This window comes from Nocardia sp. NPDC047038, assembly GCF_040644075.1.
In the GTDB taxonomy this organism is placed as follows: domain Bacteria; phylum Actinomycetota; class Actinomycetes; order Mycobacteriales; family Mycobacteriaceae; genus Nocardia; species Nocardia sichangensis.
Map to the genome: position 1 here is coordinate 835,121 of NZ_JBEYVQ010000002.1, position 15,884 is coordinate 851,004.

A 15,884-nucleotide genomic window follows, 5' to 3' on the forward strand; every position below is an offset into this window, starting at 1 on the left:
CCAAGAGCCGCCAGTGGCGACGGAATCGGCATCCGAGCGCGCCTGAGACCACAGCGACGACGGCACGGTTCGTATCGCGAAGCCGGGCCGTCGGTGTCTGCCGTTAGTTGTTCTTCCTGCGCTTGGTCAGCAGGTAGATGCCGCCGATGATCAGGGCGACCACCAGCAGGCAGCAGAGTGCGCCGATGATCAGCCCGCCGCCGCCCCTGCTCTTCTTCTTTTTGGCGGCCAACTCGAGCGCGGAGTTCCAGGTGTCGGGGCTGGCCCATACGGTGTGGTCCAGCAGACTCGCGTTCGTCAGCAGATCAAGGTACATATCCGAACCCCTTCGGTGTCGCGGCCTCCTCCCGGGGCCGAATCTCCAAGGGTAGCGGTCCGATTCGTTCGATGAGGATCCTTCCAGGACGAAGGCTCGGTCAGCGTGGTTTCACCAAGGGGAACGGCAGTGTCTCGCGGATGCTGCGTCCGGTGATCAGCATGACGATCCGGTCCACGCCCATGCCGAGCCCGCCGGTCGGCGGCATGGCGTGCTCGAGCGCCTGTAAGAAGTCCTCGTCGAGCTCCATCGCCTCGGGGTCACCGTTGGCCGCGAGCAGTGACTGCTCGGTGAGCCTGCGGCGCTGCTCCACGGGATCGGTGAGTTCGCTGTAGGCGGTGCCGAGTTCGACACCCCAGGCGACCAGGTCCCAGCGCTCGGTCACGCCCGGGATGCTGCGGTGCTGTCTGGTCAACGGGGACACCGAAGTCGGGAAGTTTATGTAGAAAGTCGGCTCCTGGGTGTGTGATTCGACCAAGTGCTCGTACATCTCCAGCACCACCTGTCCGGCGTCCCAGCCGTGCTGACAGGGCACCTCGGCCTTTTCGCACAGTTGGCGCAACTCCTCGACCTCGGTCTCGGGTGTGATCTCCGTACCGATCGCCTCCGACACCGCGCCGTGCACCGTCCGCACCCGCCACTCGCCGGAGATGTCCACCTCCTCGAAGGTCCCGTCGCCACGGGGCCGCAGGGCCACCATGGCGCCGTTGGCCGCGATCGCGGCGTTCTGGATCAGCCGTCGGCAGGTGTGCATCATGCGCTCGTAGTCGCTGTGCGCCTCATAGGCCTCGAGAATGGTGAACTCGGGATTGTGGCTGAAGTCGACGCCCTCGTTGCGGAAGGTGCGCCCGATCTCGAACACCTTCTCCATTCCGCCGACGCACAGCCGCTTCAGATACAGCTCGGGGGCGATGCGCAGGTACAGGTCGAGGTCGTAGGCGTTGATGTGGGTGAGGAACGGCGTGGCGTTGGCGCCGCCGTGCACCTGTTGCAGGATCGGCGTCTCCACTTCCAGGTAACCCAGGGAGTTCAGCGAGTCCCGCAGCGAGCGCATCACCGCGCTCCGTTTGGCCAGCACCTCGCGGATCTCGGTGTTGATCGCCATGTCGACGTAGCGCTGCCGCACCCTGGCCTCGGGATCGGCCAGCCCCTTCCACTTGTCCGGTAGCGGGTGCAGGCATTTGCCCAGCATCCGCCAGTCCGCCGCGAGCAGCGACAGCTCACCGCGCCTGCTGGCCCCGATCTGACCGCTCACTTCGATCAGGTCGCCCAGATCGAAGAACTCGCCGAACTCGGCGCTTCGGGCGGCGCCGACCCGGTCGCGATCGATGACGAGTTGGATGTCGTCGGTCCAGTCGCGGACCACCGCGAAGATCACGCCGCCATAGTCGCGGATGCGCAGCAACCTGCCGCAGACCCGGACCGTGGTGCCGCGCGGGGAACGCCGCGCATCGGCGACGGTGTGCGTCGGCGGGTAGGCGACGGGATAGGGATCTATGCCGGAATCCGTCAGCCGCGCCAGTTTGTCCATGCGCACGCGAACCTGTTCGGGTCTGCGTGGCAACTGCTCCGCACTCTCGTGCTCGGGGATCTCCGGCGCGCTGCCGTCGGCGTGCAGGCCCGTCACGGTGGCGGGCACCGCGACATGTTCGCCGGTGTGGATCGCGGTGTCCGGCTCCTTGCCGAACCGGGGCAGGAAGCCCTCCGCCAGCGCGCTGGCCATCGCGACGCGGGGGAGGTGCCTGCGATCTTCGAACAGGAAGAACCGGGGCACCCAGTGCGGCTGATACTTCACATTCGAGCGATACAGCGCCTCCAACTGCCACCAGCGGGAGAAGAACAGCAGCACGCCGCGCCACAAGCGCAGCACGGGACCGGCTCCGATCCGGCCGCCCTCCTCGAACACCGAGCGGAACACCGCGAAGTTCAGCGACACCTTGGTGATGCCGTACAGCTCGGAATGCAGCGCGAGCTGCGAGATCATCAGCTCCATCACGCCGTTGGGACCCCCGGGGTCGCGGCGCATCAGCTCCAGCGAGACGCCGGTGCGGCCCCACGGCACCAGCGACAGCATGCCGAGCACCCGGTCCTGCGGATTGACGGCCTCGACCAGCAAGCAGTCGCCGTCCAGCGCATCGCCCAGCCTGCCCAGCGCCATGGAGAACCCGCGCTCGGTCTCGGTGTCGCGCCAGGCATCGGCGCGGGCGATGATCCTGCGGAACTCTTCGGCGGGGATATCGCGATGCCTGCGGATGCGGACCACGACACCGTGCTTGCGCAGCCGGTTGGCGGCCTGACGCACCGGCTTCATCTCGGGTCCGGCCAGCGAGAAGTTCCTGGTATCCAGAATGGCTTCGTCACCGAGGCGCAGCGCGGAAAGACCCGCCCGCCGGTACGCCGTCGCCCCGACCTCGCTCGCGCCCATCACCGCGGGCGCCCAACCGAACTGATCGGCCTCCCGCAGCCAGGCATCGATGGCCTGCGGCCATGCCTCGCGGATGCCGATCGGGTCACCACTGGCCAGGGAGACGCCCAGTTCCACCCGATAGGTCACCGCCGCCTTGCCGCTCGGCGCGAACACCACCCCCTTGTCCCGGCGGGTGGCGAAGTAGCCGAGCGAATCCTCCACGTCAGAGCGCTCCAGCAGTCCGCGCAGCGCCGACTCGTCGGTGCCGGTCATCGCGTTCGCCGCCCGCTGCGAGCGCAGCAGGATGACCACCGCGGCCAGCAGCGCGACAGCGCCGAACAGGCCGAGCAGGAAGTTGACGAACGGTCGTGGATGTCCGTCGAAGTGCTCGTTGTCCGCCAGCACCGCCGCGGTCACCCGGTAGATCGCCCACCCAGGCCGCTGCAGACCCGGCGGAAGACTGCCGGGGAACATTTCCACGAGTCCCCAGCCCAGCAGCGCGCCGATCGCCAGTCCACCGACCAGCACGCCGAGCGCTTTCCACCCGGCGCCGCGGCGCACCTTGGTGTAGAACTCCGGCCATGCCGCGATGAGCACGCCGATCACGGCTAGGTGCACCACCATCGCCACCAGCGCGTGAATACTGCCGCGCTCGGCGAAGGCCATGGCGTTGACCACCGTGTAGATCGCGAGATAGCCGATCAGCAACCACCAGGCGATCCGTTTGCGGCTGGTGATCGCGCCGGCCGTCAGCCCGACCACCAGCGCCCACATCAGGTTCGTGTCCGGCGCGTCGAAGTAATAGGTATCGATATAGCGGCGCGGCACCTGGGTCAGGAAACGCAGCGCGGGCGAGAGGCTCCACAGGAAGCACAGCACCGCGAATACACCGAGCGTCAAACCCGCGATATGCGGCACTTCCGAAAGTCGGCCATGACCACGGTGTGGAACCGGCGGAGTCGGTTTATCCGCCGGTGGTGCGGTGTCGAGGTGTTGCTGGGCTTGCGTGGAGGTCACGGAACCAGTGTGTACGTGAGTGTGTCGGATTTGCCAAGCCTGCGGCGCGCGTGTTTGTGCGGTGTTTGTACGGTCCGGACTCGAGCGCGGCGTGTTCGCCGCCGACAAGGCTCGACGACGAACTTTTGTGATTCCGCGCTGACCTGGGCGGAGCGGCCGACCAAATCGGTGTGAATTCGTTGCATACGGTAGAGACGTTCCGATTTCTGCGCGGAGCGGGAGTGCGGCATAGTTGCCCGGAGATCGCTGGGGACCTGGGGCGGTGTTCGGCGAGTTCGGATGGGGTAGTAAGTATTTACCCCATGTCGGAACCAGTCGAAGTACCGATCGATGACGACGTTATTCGGCTCGGCCAGTTTCTGAAGCTGGCCAACCTGATCGATTCGGGTTCGGAGGCGAAGACCGTGATCGCCGCCGGATTGGTGCGGGTGAACGACGAGGTGGAACTGCGGCGCGGGCGGCAACTGCACATCGGTGATGTGGTCGCGCTCGCCGGTCACAAGGCGATCGTGTCCGCCTGATCGCCGCCGGGTCGCGGCGAACGGGCGGATTCGGGCGCGCCGCCGCACCGGCTCAATCCTCGGCGCGTACCACGATGCCGTCGTGGTCGCTGTAGAGCATGTCGCCGGGGACGAAGGTGACCCCGCCGAACTCGACCGGTACATCGCGGTCGCCGCTGCCGGTCTGGGTGCTCTTGCGTGGGTTGGTGCCCAGCGCCTTGATGCCGATGTCCAGGGTGCGCAGGATGGCGGAGTCGCGAACGGCGCCGTTGACGATGACGCCCGCCCAGCCGTTCTCCACGCCGCGCCCGGCGATGATGTCGCCGACCAGCGCCGTGTGCACGCTCGCACCGCCGTCCACCACCAGCACCTTGCCGTCGCCCGGCTCGCCGAGCGTCTGCTTGACCAGCAGATTGTCCTGGAAGCAACGGATCGTGGTGATGCGTCCGGAGAATGCCGCCCGCCCGCCGAACTGGATGAACTGCGTGTCGCAGCTGCGGATCTCCGGGCCGATCTCGTCGGCCAGGTCGGCGGTGGCGATTACATTCTGCGATTCCGTCATGGTGTTCATTTTCCAGCGCCTGCGGCGCTGGGTGTTTGCGGCCCCCCTATGGCTCGCGTCCGAGCGTCAGGCTTCGGTCGATGGGCGTCGGCTGCCCTCGCGCGTGGTCGATCGGCGCGTTGCTTCTGGGGGCGGCGGCGTTATCTGTGGCCGTAGCGCAGTTCGTACAGGTCGCGGTCGTGTTCGGTGCACTTTCCGTGGTCGACCAGGTCGGCGTCCAGGCCGTGCTGGACCAAGCGGAAGCGGCGCCAGACGTAACTCAGCGCGACCGTGAAGACGATCAGCGGAACGATCATCATCACGATCAAGCCGATCTTCAGCGGCATCGGCCCGGGGAACAGCAGCACCAGAGCGAAGAACGGGATGATCGGCCCGATGAAGCGGACGAGATAGCGTTCCATGGCCCCGTGTCCGACGAGGTCGTGGATAACCCACTCGTGCAGCTCCTCGGGGAGCTCGCGGCCGAGATCGTAGGAGATCCGCTGCGTCAACGTGGGGGTTTTCATGCCTCCAGGCTATGCCTGTGATATAAGGCACCGCCAGGTCTCGATGCGGGTCATCCACGTCCGTGTCGGCGCTCGTACTCCAGCCGCTCACGCTCGCCCCGGCGGCGGGCGTCGGCATCCGCGAGCGCGGGGTCGAGACCGTGCTTGATCAGCCGATGGCGCCGATAGACGTACAGCAGCGCCACGGTGAAGTAGATCAGCGGGATGTACAACAGCGCCATCATCGCCAGACCCATCCACAGGGGGCCGGGCAGCAACAGGAACAGCATGAGCACCGGAAGCACCGGCACCAGAAACCGCAGCAGGTAACGCCGCGTAGCGCCCGGCCCGACCAGATCCTCCCGCACCCAATCGGACATCGATTCCGGCAGGGTCCTGCCGAAGATATAACCGATCCGCTGTCCGACCGAGGGTGTAGCACTCACCCCTCCAGCATGACAGCCCGAGCCTCACCTACGGTCTGACAACCGGTGGCAGCCCCAGCCGAAGTCGCGGCAAATCAAACAGAGCGCGCGTGGAACGCCGCTATCTGGGTGACGAGGTTGTGGGTGGTGTGCTGCACGGCGATCTTGACGAACGGCTCGATGGTCTTGCCGAGGGCCCGTCCCGCCAAGCCGCCTGGCACCCGGAAGTCCACGATCGCGTCGACCGTGCACAACCTGTCGCCCTTGGCGTGGAACAAGAAGGTGGATTCGACGTCGAAACCCTTGATGGACTCGACGCCTATGGCGAAGTCCCTCTCCCAGCGGATCACTCGGATCCGCGACTTCAGCGAGGCGGGCCCCAGTTTCATGTGCCCGTCGAAGGTGGCGCCGACGCCTTCGGTCTGCTCCCCGACCGGGGTGAAGGACTGGATACCGTGCAGGAACCGCGACAGGTTCCGGTAGTCGTTCACGTAGGCGAACGCGGACTCCGCCGAGGCAACGCAATCCTCGACGATCTTCACTTCGGTCATGCGCAGACCTTAACGGGTGCGGTCGGACGCAGTCCGTCCTCAGCCCGCGCATGGCCGGAGCGAAGGCGGAGGTACGCACAACCGGGACGCGGAGCCGCGACTCAGGCTGTTACCGCGAGAGTCGCGGCGAGGCCGAAGGCGAGCGCCATCACGACCACCTCGGCTACCGCGCGGCGCAGCGAGTCCTTCGCGTCCATCCGGTGGTCCGCCGCCTTCGGCACCCAACTGCGCCGCCACCACCAGCCGAGCGCGAGCAAGCCGAGCAGCACCACGGTCTTGGCGAGCAGAATCCGGCCGTAACCGGTGCTGACGAACGGAGCCACCCCACCGACCCGGATCAGCCCGTTGAGCAGCCCCGTCACCGCCACGACCGCCACCAGGGGCAACGCCACCGCCGAATACCTGGGCAGCACGGCCGCCCACTCGCCCCGGGTCCGCACGACCAGCGCCAGCGCGACCAGCAACCCGAACCAGGCGCCCGCCGCCAACGCGTGCACCGCGGCGAGAACCGACCCGAACGCCTGTTGCGACATGTGCCCGGTGATCGGCCGCAACGCCAGCGCGACCGCCGCGAACACCAGCACCAGATCGGCGGAGGCGGACTCGGGCCGCCGGAAGGCCAGCGCCGATCCACCGGCCACCGTCGCGACGCCGACCAGGATCGCGATCCCGACCTGCCCGCCGCTGACGTCGACCAGATAGGTGCCGAACTCTCCGGCGCCGAGTCGGCTCACCGGAACGCCGACCACCTCCGCGGCCTCGAAGACCAGCACGGCGAATTCGGCCACCGCCCAGATCCCGGCGAGCACCGCGAGCAGCCGCCATGGTGTCCGCGAGCGCGGCGCCACTCTGGGCAGCGCGGCCAACCCGAGCGCGGTGGCCCCGATGCCGTCGGCGACCACCCGGACCACGGCCTCCCCCGGCAGCGGTCCAGGAAGGATCAGGACCCAGGCGAGTACGACGCCGAGCAGCCCGGCCGGGAAGGTCAGCAACACCGCGGGCCATGGCATCCGGCCGGGGGCGCGACGAGCGCCGTCCCGGCCGCCGGTCTTCACGTCGCTCACCGCTTCTGGTCGCGGCTCCTGCCGCCGAACAAGGCGAACGCGAGTCCGCCGCCGAACAACACGACCGCGCCGACGACGAACACCCACAGCGGGATCCCGTCCGAGCCGTCCGAGCTGTCGTTCGCCTTCGCGTTCGGCTTCGGCCCCGGCGTGCCGTTGCCCGGCTTGCCCAGCGTGAAATGCCGTTTGCCGCTGACCGGGTGGCCGTCGGCCGAGGTCACCCGATAGGCGATGGTGTATTCGCCAGCCGGGCCCAGCTCGCCTACGGCGACGCTTACCGTCTTGCCCTCGACCACCGGATCGCCCTTGGACCACAGATTGCCGTCCGGTCCGACGACGGTGAGCGACGGGAAGCTGGGCTGGAGCTCCTCGTTGAACGTGACGCTGGCGCGGTCCGGGCCCGCGTATACGGTCGCGTTGTCCTCCGGGACGCTGCCGGTCGCGGCGGAGTGCGCTGCGGCGACTCCCGTTGCGGCGATGCCGAACCCGAGCAGAAACAGTCCCGTCACGAGGGCGGCGAGGAGGCGGCGGCTCATGCGCGCCGCCCGCGGATCACGTTGCCGACGCCGAGCGCGACACCGAGCAAGCCGAGGGCCAGACCGATCCCGCCGAGCCAGCGGGCCGTCTGGTCCTCGTGGTCGGCGTCTTCGTCTTCGGCTTCGCTGCTCACCGCGTGCCCGTCCGCATGGTCTTTCGCGGCGGCCAGGGTGATCGACGGAGCCGGATGTTCCGGTTCGTCGCCGTTCTTCTGGACCGGTTGATCCCAGCTGACCACCTTGCCGTCGGAATAGGTCTGCTTGGCGGGGAAGCTCACCGAGTCCAGGGCGGGCAGTGGGCCGACGGACAGCGCGAAACGCTGGAACTGTCCGGGCGGAATGCCCGGTGCGCCGGGATCGGCGGTCCAGGTGATCGCGGTGATCTCCTTCTTGTCGTTGCGTTCGACCTTGGCCGACCATCCGGGAATCGGTTCGTTCCGAGCGGATTTCAGGTTGGGCAGGGTGACGGTGAGCGCGGTGGTGCTGGCGGTGTCCGATTCGGTGGGCACCCGGAAGGTGGCGACGGCGTATCCGCCTTGCGCCGCGCCGGGCGCGTCCACCGTGACGTGTGCCGCGGCGGCGCCGCCCGCGAGCAGAACGAGTGCCGTTGTGGCGACCGTCGTCGTGACGGCGCGCGAAATCGAGCTGGGCATGCTGAGGTCTCCTGTGCGAGAGGAATGGGTGTCGGAGGATCAGACCGACACCGGCGGCGCGCGAGGACCGAGCGCACCCAGCGGAGCACAGCGATAGGGCGGTAGGCCGGGATCAGCCCAGAGCGGCGCGCCGGCGATTCGCATCCGCCGCGGCGGAGCGAGAATCACGCGCAGTGCACCGGAGGCGGCGGCGGAAAGCCGCTCGGCGAGGACGATCAGTGCCGCGCAAGCGACCGTCGCGACGGTGTGCGCGAGCAGCATCCATCCGGTCGGCAGCGGGGAAATCGTTGTGGTGTCCGTGGTTCCGGAATGGTCGTGGTCGACCAGCACCGACAGCGCGGCGTGGCTCAGCAGCTGGCCCGCGCCGAGCAGCCCGGCCACGACGGACGGGCGCGGGCACGCTCGCGCGGTTCCCGCGGCCGAGCCGACTCCGGCGGCGATCAGCAACAGCAGCGTCAGCTCGGTGGAGCCCGGCGCACCGCCACCCGCCGCACCGTGTGCGGCGACGGCGAGCACGCCGACCAGCACGCCGACCAGGCCGCCACGCGTGTGGCCGGTGATCGGGTGCGGAGACATCGGGACGAGGAAACTCAGCGCACGCCGAGCCGGGCCAGAATGTCCGACTCGATCCCGGACAGCTCGTGGGAGATCGACGCGTGCACGGAACGGCGGCGATTGGCGGGCATCTGGTCGGAGGTGTGCACGGCGGCCGTCAGGCTGCCGAGGCGGTCCTTGGTGGCGGCGACGAACTTCTGCGCCTCGCCCTTGTCCTTGCCGTCCTGCGAGCCGATCTTCGTCAGCGCCGCTTCGGCATTCGTGATCCGCGCCTGCAGCTTCGCGCCGTGTCCGGTGAAGTCGCCGAGCTGGTCGATGCCGACGCCGAGCTGTTGGGCGCGGCGGGTGTCGAGCTGTCCGCGCAGGAAGGTCGCGCCGCGGTAGGCGAGCGGAGCGAGCACCGGGATGAGCACACGGGCCACCCCGAGGTATTTCTTCACCTGACCGGCGCTGAACGGATCGCGTTCGGCCTTGGCCGCCACCTTGAGCGCGGCCTTCTCCTCCGCCTGGAACGTCGCGATCTGCGCCTTGGCGACCTTGCGCTGGGTGCGGGCCTCGGCCCGGCGCGCTTTGCGGTCGTTCTTCGCGACGAGCTTGGCCTCCATCACGGCCTTGTGCTTGAGGGCTTTCGCCTCGGCCCTGCGGCTCGGCCGCCGCTTGCGCTTCGTGAACAACCCCATCGAAGGCCCTCCGTCATGCTGGTTCGCCATGGCAGTACGACGCCGGGGAAGCCCGTCCGCCCATGTCACACGCTTTGCCGTTACCCTATCGGGTCCACGCCGTCAGCTGCGAGGGTAGTGCGGCCCGCGCGCACGGCGCCCAGCAATTCCCATCCCAGCCGAGCGACTGGTCGGCAAGGCTTCCTTTCTCCATCCGGTGCCGTGCTGGTCGACGTCGAGCGGCTACGCCGCACCACCGTCTGGATTCGAAGTGAAGTGGTGCTGTCGGCGTACCGCGCATGTGCGGGTCACCGCCCTACACGCACAGCGCACCGCAACCCCCGGTTTCGAGCGAAGCGAGACCGAGCATGTTCCGTTCGCGGCCCGGCTCGCGTCCGAGTGGCCGCCGCGTTCGCGACGCAGTCGCCAGCGGCGGTCGCTCGGACGCGAGCCACAAGAGAGCCGCGAACACGCCGCGACGAAGTCGCGGCCAGACCAAACAGCGCTGAAATTCAACACTGTCGGGGGGAGGGACCATACTGCTTAGCGTGGATTCGGACATCGGTGACCGGGATGGTCGCAAGCGCAACGGAACGGCCGTGGATCGGGCCACCGACGTGCCGGCCGCCTTCATCGATGCCAGGGCGCTGATCGGCTGCCGCCATCGCCTGCGTATGGACGCCGCGCACCCCGAGGCATTGGCGGGGATCGTCGAGGACGCGGGCGTGCGCCAGCGCCGGGACGCCGCCGTCGCACACCGCGCCCGAGTGCGCGACGCGCTGGTCGGCGCGGACCCCGATGCCTGGGTGGTGATCGATCCCGGGCTGCGCGCCGCCGAGCGCGCCGAAGCGACGATGCGCGCGTGCGAAATCGGGGCACGGCACATCTGGGGCGGACTGCTACCGCAGGAGCCGGACACCGGCAGGCGCGGAGGTTCGGAGATCCTGCTGCGCGACGTCGAACGCGGCGGCTACATCCCGATCATCGTGGTGAACCACAAGGTGACCGACCCGCGTCAACCCGAGCGCGCCGACTTCCACCCCACCACCTCGGACCCGTATCGCTGGGACCCGCAACCGGATCCGCACCGCAAGCTACGCCAGCAGCCCCGCGATCAACAGCGGCTCGCCCACCTGCACCGGATGCTGCAACGGCACGGCCTGGCCAGCCCCGCGCTGGTCGGCGGCGTCATCGGCTTCGATTTCGATCGCATCCTGGTCCACGACCTGGCGCCGCTGCTGGCCGATTACGACCGCCGCTACGCCGACCGGATCGCGGTGGTGCGCGGCGAGCTGCCCACCATCCCGTCGAAGGTGCCCGAGTGCAGGCAGTGCCCGTGGTGGACGCGAGGAGTCGATGGCCCGAGCTGCGAGGGCTGGCTGATCGAGCATCGTGACGTCAGCCTGGTGGCGCCCGGCTCCCGCGCCGAGGTGCTGCGCAGGCACAACGTCGAGACCATCGATGAACTCGCCGCGTGGGTGGGTGAGGAGCCCGAGGATTGGCAGCACGGCCCGTTCGACGAGGCCGTGGTCACCGCGCGGGCGTGGATCGTCGGTGCCCCGCTGGTGCGGCGGGTCGAGAGCGTGCAGGTGCGGCGGGCGGATGTGGAGGTCGACGTCGATCTGGAGAGCTTCCAGGAGTACGGCGCGTACTTGTGGGGAACGCTGCTGAACGGCGTGTACCGCCCGTTCGTCACCTGGGATCCGTTGCCCACCGAGGACGAGGGCCGCTCTTTCGGCGAGTTCTGGACCTGGCTGATGACGGTGCGCGCCGAGGCGACCGCGACGGGCAGAACGTTTGCCGCGTACTGCTATTCGCGCACGGCGGAAGACAAGTGGCTGTACGAATCGGCGCGCCGGTTCGCGGGCAGGCCCGGCGTGCCGACGGTGGAGCAGGTGCGCGCGTTCGTGGACGGACCGCAATGGGTGGACATGTTCCAAGCCGTCTCCGACCAGTTCATCTGCCCGAACGGCAAGGGGTTGAAGAAGATCGCGCCGGTCGCCGGGTTCTCGTGGCGTGATCCCGAGGCGAGCGGCGAGGCGTCGATGAGCTGGTACCGGCTCGCGGTCGGCTACGACGGCGCCACGCCCGACGCGACCCAGCGCACCCGTTTGCTGGAGTACAACGAGGACGACGTCCGCGCCACCCAGGTGCTGCGCGAATGGATGACCACCCGCGCCGACGCGGAGGTTGCCGGTCTCGCCGATTTCCGGCAGGTTCCCGATGCGCGGTCGCCCGGGACCGTCGCGGGTTACGCGGCGGCCCCACCTTCGGCTCCGTAGTCAGCGCACGGCGGTACCATCGCGACCGTGACAGAGCACGTCGAACAACTCGAGTTCCAGGCAGAGACCCATCAGCTGCTCGAGCTGATGATCCATTCCGTCTACTCCAACAAGGACACCTTCCTGCGGGAGCTGATCTCGAACTCCTCCGACGCGCTGGACAAGCTGCGGCTGGAGTCCTTCCGAGACAAGGATCTGCACGTCGACACCTCCGACCTGCACATCGAGCTGGAGGTCGACAAGGACGAGCGGATCCTGACCGTCCGGGACAACGGCATCGGCATGTCGCGCGCCGAGGTCGTCGATCTGATCGGCACCCTCGCCAAGTCCGGTACCGCCGACCTGCGCAGGAAGCTGAACGAGGCCAAGTCCGAGGCCGCCGCCGAGGAGCTGATCGGCCAGTTCGGCATCGGTTTCTATTCGACCTTCATGGTGGCCGACAAGGTCACCCTGACCACCCGCCGCGCGGGCGAGGCCACCGCCACCCGGTGGGAGTCGAACGCGGGCAGCTCCACTTACACGATCTCCGAACTCGACGAGGCCCCGCAGGGCACGTCGGTCGCGCTCCACCTCAAGCCGGTGGACGAGGAGGATCACCTCTTCGACTACACGCTGGAGTGGAAGCTGCGCGAGATCGTCAAGAAGTACTCCGACTTCATCTCCTGGCCGATCCGCATGCAGGTGGAGCGGACCGTCACCGAGGGCGAAGGCGAGGCCGCCGAGGAGAAGACGATCCTCGAGGACCAGACGCTCAACTCCATGAAGGCGCTGTGGACGCGCCCCAAGAGCGAGGTCTCCGACGAGGAGTACAAGGAGTTCTACAAGCACGTCAGTCACGGCTGGGACGATCCGCTGGAGATCATCCCGCTGAAGGCCGAGGGCACGTTCGAGTACCAGGCGCTGCTGTTCATCCCCTCGCACGCGCCGTTCGACCTGTTCACCCGCGAGCACAAGCGCGGCGTCCAGCTCTACGTCAAGCGGGTGTTCATCATGGACAACTGCGAAGAGCTGATGCCGGAGTACCTGCGCTTCGTCAAGGGCGTGGTGGACGCGCAGGATCTGTCGCTCAACGTCTCCCGGGAGATTCTCCAGCAGGACCGGCAGATCCAGATGATCCGCAAGCGTCTGGTGAAGAAGGTGCTGTCCACGGTCAAGGATCTGCAGGGCGCCGAGGACCAGGCCGGCTACCAGACCTTCTGGAAGGAGTTCGGCCGCGTCCTGAAGGAGGGCCTGCTCTCGGACTTCGACAACCGCGACACCATCCTCCAGGTCTCCTCGTTCGCCTCGACGAACTCCGAGACCGAGCTGACCACGCTGGCCCAGTACGTGGAGCGGATGCCCGAGGGGCAGGACACGATCTACTACATGACCGGCGAGACCCGTCAGCAGGTCGAGAGCTCCCCGCATCTGGAGGCGTTCAAGGCCAAGGGCCGCGAGGTGCTGATCCTGACCGACCCGGTCGACGAGATGTGGGTCGGTTCCGTACCGGAATTCGACGGCAAGGCGTTCCAGTCCATCGCCAAGGGCGAGGTCGATCTGGAGACCGAGGAGGAGAAGAAGGCCTCCGAGGCGCTGCGCGAGCAGCAGGACAAGGACTTCGCCGATGTCCTCACGTGGCTGGGCAAGACGCTGGAGGAGAACGTCAAGGAGGTGCGCCTGACCAACCGGCTCACCACCTCTCCGGCTTGCCTGGTCGGTGACGTGTTCGACTTCACGCCGATGCTGGAGCGGATGTATCGCGCCTCGGGCCAGGCGCTGCCGGAGAGCAAGCGGATTCTGGAACTCAACCCGACCCACCCGCTGGTCACCGGCCTGCGCGACGCGTACGCGGCCGAGCGGGAGAAGGCCGACGCCGGCACGGCGACCGAGCTGTCGGAAACCGCCGAACTGCTGTTCGGCACGGCGGTGCTCGCCGAGGGCGGTGAACTCAAGGATCCGGCGCACTTCGCCCACATCCTCACCGATCGGCTCACTCGCACTCTCTGAACCATCCGCGACCGGAGGACCAGCAATGTCCTCCGGTCGCGGCCGGTGCGGTCGGCGGCGTTTCGGCCATTTCTCGGTTACGGTGACGGGCGGGATGGCATATTCGCAGGACTGGGGAGTTCGCCCCCGGGTGGCGCGGTTAGATGTGGATGCCTGAAAGGATCGTCACGACATGTCCGCAAACCCGCTTGCCGTCGCCGAGCCGTGGGATCTCGTCGCCGACGGATATGACGAGTTCGCACCCGCGATAATGCAACCGTTCTCGGCGCGGGCGCTCGAGTTCGCCTCGCTCTCGCCGGAATCGCGCATCGTGGATGTCGCGGCGGGGCCGGGCACGCTCAGCCTGCTGGCCGCGGGTCACGTGGCGCAGGTCGACGCCATCGATTTCGCGGAGTCGATGATCGCGCGCTTGGCGAAGAACGCCGCTGCCGCCGGGCTGGTGAATATCCGGGCGCAAGTGGGTGACGGACAAGAACTGCCGTACGAATCCGACCATTTCGACGCCGGGTTCTCCATGTTCGGACTGATGTTCTTCCCGGACCGCGCTCGTGGGTTCGCCGAGCTGTTCCGAGTGTTGCGGCCGGGCGGGACGGCGGTGGTGTCGAGCTGGGCGCCGATCGCGGACTCGCCGCTGATGCGGATGATGTTCGGTGCCTTGACCGCGGCCGACCCGGACATCCAGGAGCCGCAACCGAACTTCCTGAGCCTGGAGAACCCGGAGGTCTTCGAATCGGAGATGCGCGGTGCGGGCTTCGAAGCCGTGTCCATCCAGCGGCATTCGATCGCGCTCACCTTCGGCAGCCCCGAGGAGATGTGGGAGACCATGGTGCGCAGCAGCGCCCCGTTGGAACTCATGCGCCACAACGTGAGCGCGGAGGTCTGGGCGCGGCGCGCCGCCGTCATGAAAGCGTTTCTCGCCGAGAAGTACCGGCCACACTGCCCGTTGTCCACCACGGCCTACCTCGGCATCGGCCACAAATCGGGGGAATGAGAACAGCGCGCGACCCTTCGGTGAAGGGCCACGCGCTGCCGGGACTGCGGAGCGGAATTACCGCGGCGCCATGCGCAGCGCGCCGTCCATGCGGATGGTCTCGCCGTTCAGGTAGTCGTGCTCGACGATGTACTGCGTCAGCTGCGCGTACTCGTCCGGACGGCCGAGGCGGGACGGGAAGGGCACGCCCGCCTCGAGGCCCTTGCGGTACTCCTCGGTGACGCCGGCGAGCATCGGGGTGTCGATGATGCCGGGAGCGATGGTGTTCACCCGGATGCCGAACTGGGCCAGATCGCGCGCTGCCGGAACCGTCATACCGTGCACGCCGCCCTTGGACGCCGAGTAGGCGATCTGACCGATCTGCCCCTCGAACGCGGCGACCGAGGCGGTGTTGATGATGACGCCGCGCTGGCCGTACTCGTCCACGGCGTCGGTCTTGGCGATCGCGTCGGCGGCCAGCCGCATGACGTTGAAGGTGCCGAGCAGGTTGACCGTGATGACCGTGCGGAACAGCTCCAGGTCGTGCGGGCCGTTCTTGGACAGGATGCGGCCCGCCCAGCCGACACCGGCGCAGTTGACCACGATGCGCAGCGGGGCGCCGGACTCGACGACCTGCGCGACGGCCGCGCCGACCTCGTCGTTGCTGGTGACATCGGCGGGAATGAGGGTGACCCCGGCGGGCACGTTGTCGCCGGCGCGCTCGATCGACTGCGGTACATCGAGCCCGAAGACGGTGGCGCCGAGATCGGCGAGACGCTTGGCGGTGGCGGCGCCGAGGCCCGATGCGCCTCCGGTGACAATGGCGGCGGAACCCGAAATCTCCACGATGGTCCTCTCGTTTGTGACAGCCAGTTGGCCCTTCGTCAATGGCACCCTAACCGGTACGCGGCGAACG

At 68.0% G+C, this 15,884-nt stretch carries 16 protein-coding genes; 4 read left to right on the forward strand and 12 right to left on the reverse strand.

The features are described from left to right. Nucleotides 1-103: 103 nt before the first annotated feature. Both ABZ824_RS11935 and lysX read right to left on the reverse strand, forming a co-directional pair. Nucleotides 104-316, reverse strand: coding sequence for a hypothetical protein (locus tag ABZ824_RS11935; RefSeq protein WP_355073325.1), 213 nt, complete (start codon nucleotides 314-316; stop codon nucleotides 104-106). A 100-nt stretch (nucleotides 317-416) separates the two neighbouring features. Then, the gene (gene lysX / locus ABZ824_RS11940; protein WP_356963276.1) at nucleotides 417-3,740 is read right to left on the reverse strand and encodes a bifunctional lysylphosphatidylglycerol synthetase/lysine--tRNA ligase LysX; all 3,324 of its coding nucleotides are present in this window, start codon (nucleotides 3,738-3,740) and stop codon (nucleotides 417-419) included. Between the two features lie 302 nt (nucleotides 3,741-4,042). On the opposite strand from lysX, the gene ABZ824_RS11945 reads away from it, so the two are divergent. Next, nucleotides 4,043-4,261 (forward strand): RNA-binding S4 domain-containing protein, encoded by a 219-nt coding sequence (locus ABZ824_RS11945; protein WP_039794186.1) that lies wholly within the window; start codon nucleotides 4,043-4,045, stop codon nucleotides 4,259-4,261. A 52-nt stretch (nucleotides 4,262-4,313) separates the two neighbouring features. On the opposite strand, the gene rraA is transcribed toward ABZ824_RS11945, so the two are convergent. The 9 genes from rraA to ABZ824_RS11990 form a co-directional block, all read right to left on the reverse strand. Beyond that, nucleotides 4,314-4,802, reverse strand: coding sequence for a ribonuclease E activity regulator RraA (gene rraA / locus ABZ824_RS11950; RefSeq protein ID WP_355073321.1), 489 nt, complete (start codon nucleotides 4,800-4,802; stop codon nucleotides 4,314-4,316). Between the two features lie 140 nt (nucleotides 4,803-4,942). Continuing rightward, a complete protein-coding gene (locus tag ABZ824_RS11955) occupies nucleotides 4,943-5,308 on the reverse strand; it encodes a DUF5313 family protein (protein WP_356963277.1) in 366 nt (121 codons plus the stop codon). A 50-nt stretch (nucleotides 5,309-5,358) separates the two neighbouring features. Beyond that, nucleotides 5,359-5,733, reverse strand: a complete 375-nt coding sequence (locus ABZ824_RS11960) for a DUF5313 family protein (RefSeq protein ID WP_355073318.1) — start codon at nucleotides 5,731-5,733, stop codon at nucleotides 5,359-5,361. Nucleotides 5,734-5,807: 74 nt separating this feature from the next. Beyond that, nucleotides 5,808-6,263, reverse strand: coding sequence for an SRPBCC family protein (locus tag ABZ824_RS11965; protein ID WP_355073317.1), 456 nt, complete (start codon nucleotides 6,261-6,263; stop codon nucleotides 5,808-5,810). A 101-nt stretch (nucleotides 6,264-6,364) separates the two neighbouring features. Further along, nucleotides 6,365-7,327, reverse strand: coding sequence for a CopD family protein (locus tag ABZ824_RS11970; RefSeq protein WP_356963278.1), 963 nt, complete (start codon nucleotides 7,325-7,327; stop codon nucleotides 6,365-6,367). Next, a complete protein-coding gene (locus ABZ824_RS11975; protein ID WP_356963279.1) occupies nucleotides 7,324-7,863 on the reverse strand; it encodes a copper resistance CopC family protein in 540 nt (179 codons plus the stop codon). The genes ABZ824_RS11970 and ABZ824_RS11975 overlap by 4 nt, the downstream gene beginning before the upstream one ends. Next, entirely contained in the window at nucleotides 7,860-8,516 is a 657-nt protein-coding gene (locus ABZ824_RS11980) for a YcnI family protein (protein ID WP_356963280.1), read from the reverse strand. The genes ABZ824_RS11975 and ABZ824_RS11980 overlap by 4 nt, the downstream gene beginning before the upstream one ends. A gap of 39 nt (nucleotides 8,517-8,555) precedes the next feature. Beyond that, nucleotides 8,556-9,092: a hypothetical protein gene (locus ABZ824_RS11985; RefSeq protein WP_356963281.1), complete on the reverse strand. Its 537-nt coding sequence runs from the start codon at nucleotides 9,090-9,092 to the stop codon at nucleotides 8,556-8,558. A 14-nt stretch (nucleotides 9,093-9,106) separates the two neighbouring features. Beyond that, a complete protein-coding gene (locus ABZ824_RS11990) occupies nucleotides 9,107-9,751 on the reverse strand; it encodes a DUF6474 family protein (protein WP_355073309.1) in 645 nt (214 codons plus the stop codon). A 653-nt stretch (nucleotides 9,752-10,404) separates the two neighbouring features. Between ABZ824_RS11990 and ABZ824_RS11995 the strand changes: the two genes are divergently transcribed. From ABZ824_RS11995 to ABZ824_RS12005, 3 genes are all read left to right on the forward strand, one after another. Further along, nucleotides 10,405-12,012, forward strand: coding sequence for a TM0106 family RecB-like putative nuclease (locus tag ABZ824_RS11995; protein WP_356963495.1), 1,608 nt, complete (start codon nucleotides 10,405-10,407; stop codon nucleotides 12,010-12,012). A gap of 27 nt (nucleotides 12,013-12,039) precedes the next feature. Then, nucleotides 12,040-13,998, forward strand: coding sequence for a molecular chaperone HtpG (htpG, locus tag ABZ824_RS12000; protein WP_356963282.1), 1,959 nt, complete (start codon nucleotides 12,040-12,042; stop codon nucleotides 13,996-13,998). 172 nt (nucleotides 13,999-14,170) lie between these two features. Further along, complete coding sequence (locus tag ABZ824_RS12005; RefSeq protein ID WP_355073305.1) at nucleotides 14,171-14,989, forward strand: methyltransferase domain-containing protein; 819 nt, start codon at nucleotides 14,171-14,173, stop codon at nucleotides 14,987-14,989. 57 nt (nucleotides 14,990-15,046) lie between these two features. On the opposite strand, the gene ABZ824_RS12010 is transcribed toward ABZ824_RS12005, so the two are convergent. Continuing rightward, a complete protein-coding gene (locus ABZ824_RS12010) occupies nucleotides 15,047-15,814 on the reverse strand; it encodes an SDR family NAD(P)-dependent oxidoreductase (protein ID WP_355073304.1) in 768 nt (255 codons plus the stop codon). Nucleotides 15,815-15,884 lie beyond the last annotated feature (70 nt).

What these genes read in the sequence shown, in the direction of transcription:
- ABZ824_RS11935 (WP_355073325.1), bottom strand. Translation starts at nt 316, where the DNA reads ATGTACCTTGATCTGCTGACGAACGCGAGTCTGCTGGACCACACCGTA.
- ABZ824_RS11945 (WP_039794186.1), top strand. Translation starts at nt 4,043, where the DNA reads ATGTCGGAACCAGTCGAAGTACCGATCGATGACGACGTTATTCGGCTC.
- rraA (WP_355073321.1), bottom strand. Translation starts at nt 4,802, where the DNA reads ATGACGGAATCGCAGAATGTAATCGCCACCGCCGACCTGGCCGACGAG.
- ABZ824_RS11955 (WP_356963277.1), bottom strand. Translation starts at nt 5,308, where the DNA reads ATGAAAACCCCCACGTTGACGCAGCGGATCTCCTACGATCTCGGCCGC.
- ABZ824_RS11965 (WP_355073317.1), bottom strand. Translation starts at nt 6,263, where the DNA reads ATGACCGAAGTGAAGATCGTCGAGGATTGCGTTGCCTCGGCGGAGTCC.
- ABZ824_RS11975 (WP_356963279.1), bottom strand. Translation starts at nt 7,863, where the DNA reads ATGAGCCGCCGCCTCCTCGCCGCCCTCGTGACGGGACTGTTTCTGCTC.
- ABZ824_RS11980 (WP_356963280.1), bottom strand. Translation starts at nt 8,516, where the DNA reads ATGCCCAGCTCGATTTCGCGCGCCGTCACGACGACGGTCGCCACAACG.
- ABZ824_RS11985 (WP_356963281.1), bottom strand. Translation starts at nt 9,092, where the DNA reads ATGTCTCCGCACCCGATCACCGGCCACACGCGTGGCGGCCTGGTCGGC.
- ABZ824_RS11990 (WP_355073309.1), bottom strand. Translation starts at nt 9,751, where the DNA reads ATGGGGTTGTTCACGAAGCGCAAGCGGCGGCCGAGCCGCAGGGCCGAG.
- ABZ824_RS11995 (WP_356963495.1), top strand. Translation starts at nt 10,405, where the DNA reads ATGGACGCCGCGCACCCCGAGGCATTGGCGGGGATCGTCGAGGACGCG.
- ABZ824_RS12005 (WP_355073305.1), top strand. Translation starts at nt 14,171, where the DNA reads ATGTCCGCAAACCCGCTTGCCGTCGCCGAGCCGTGGGATCTCGTCGCC.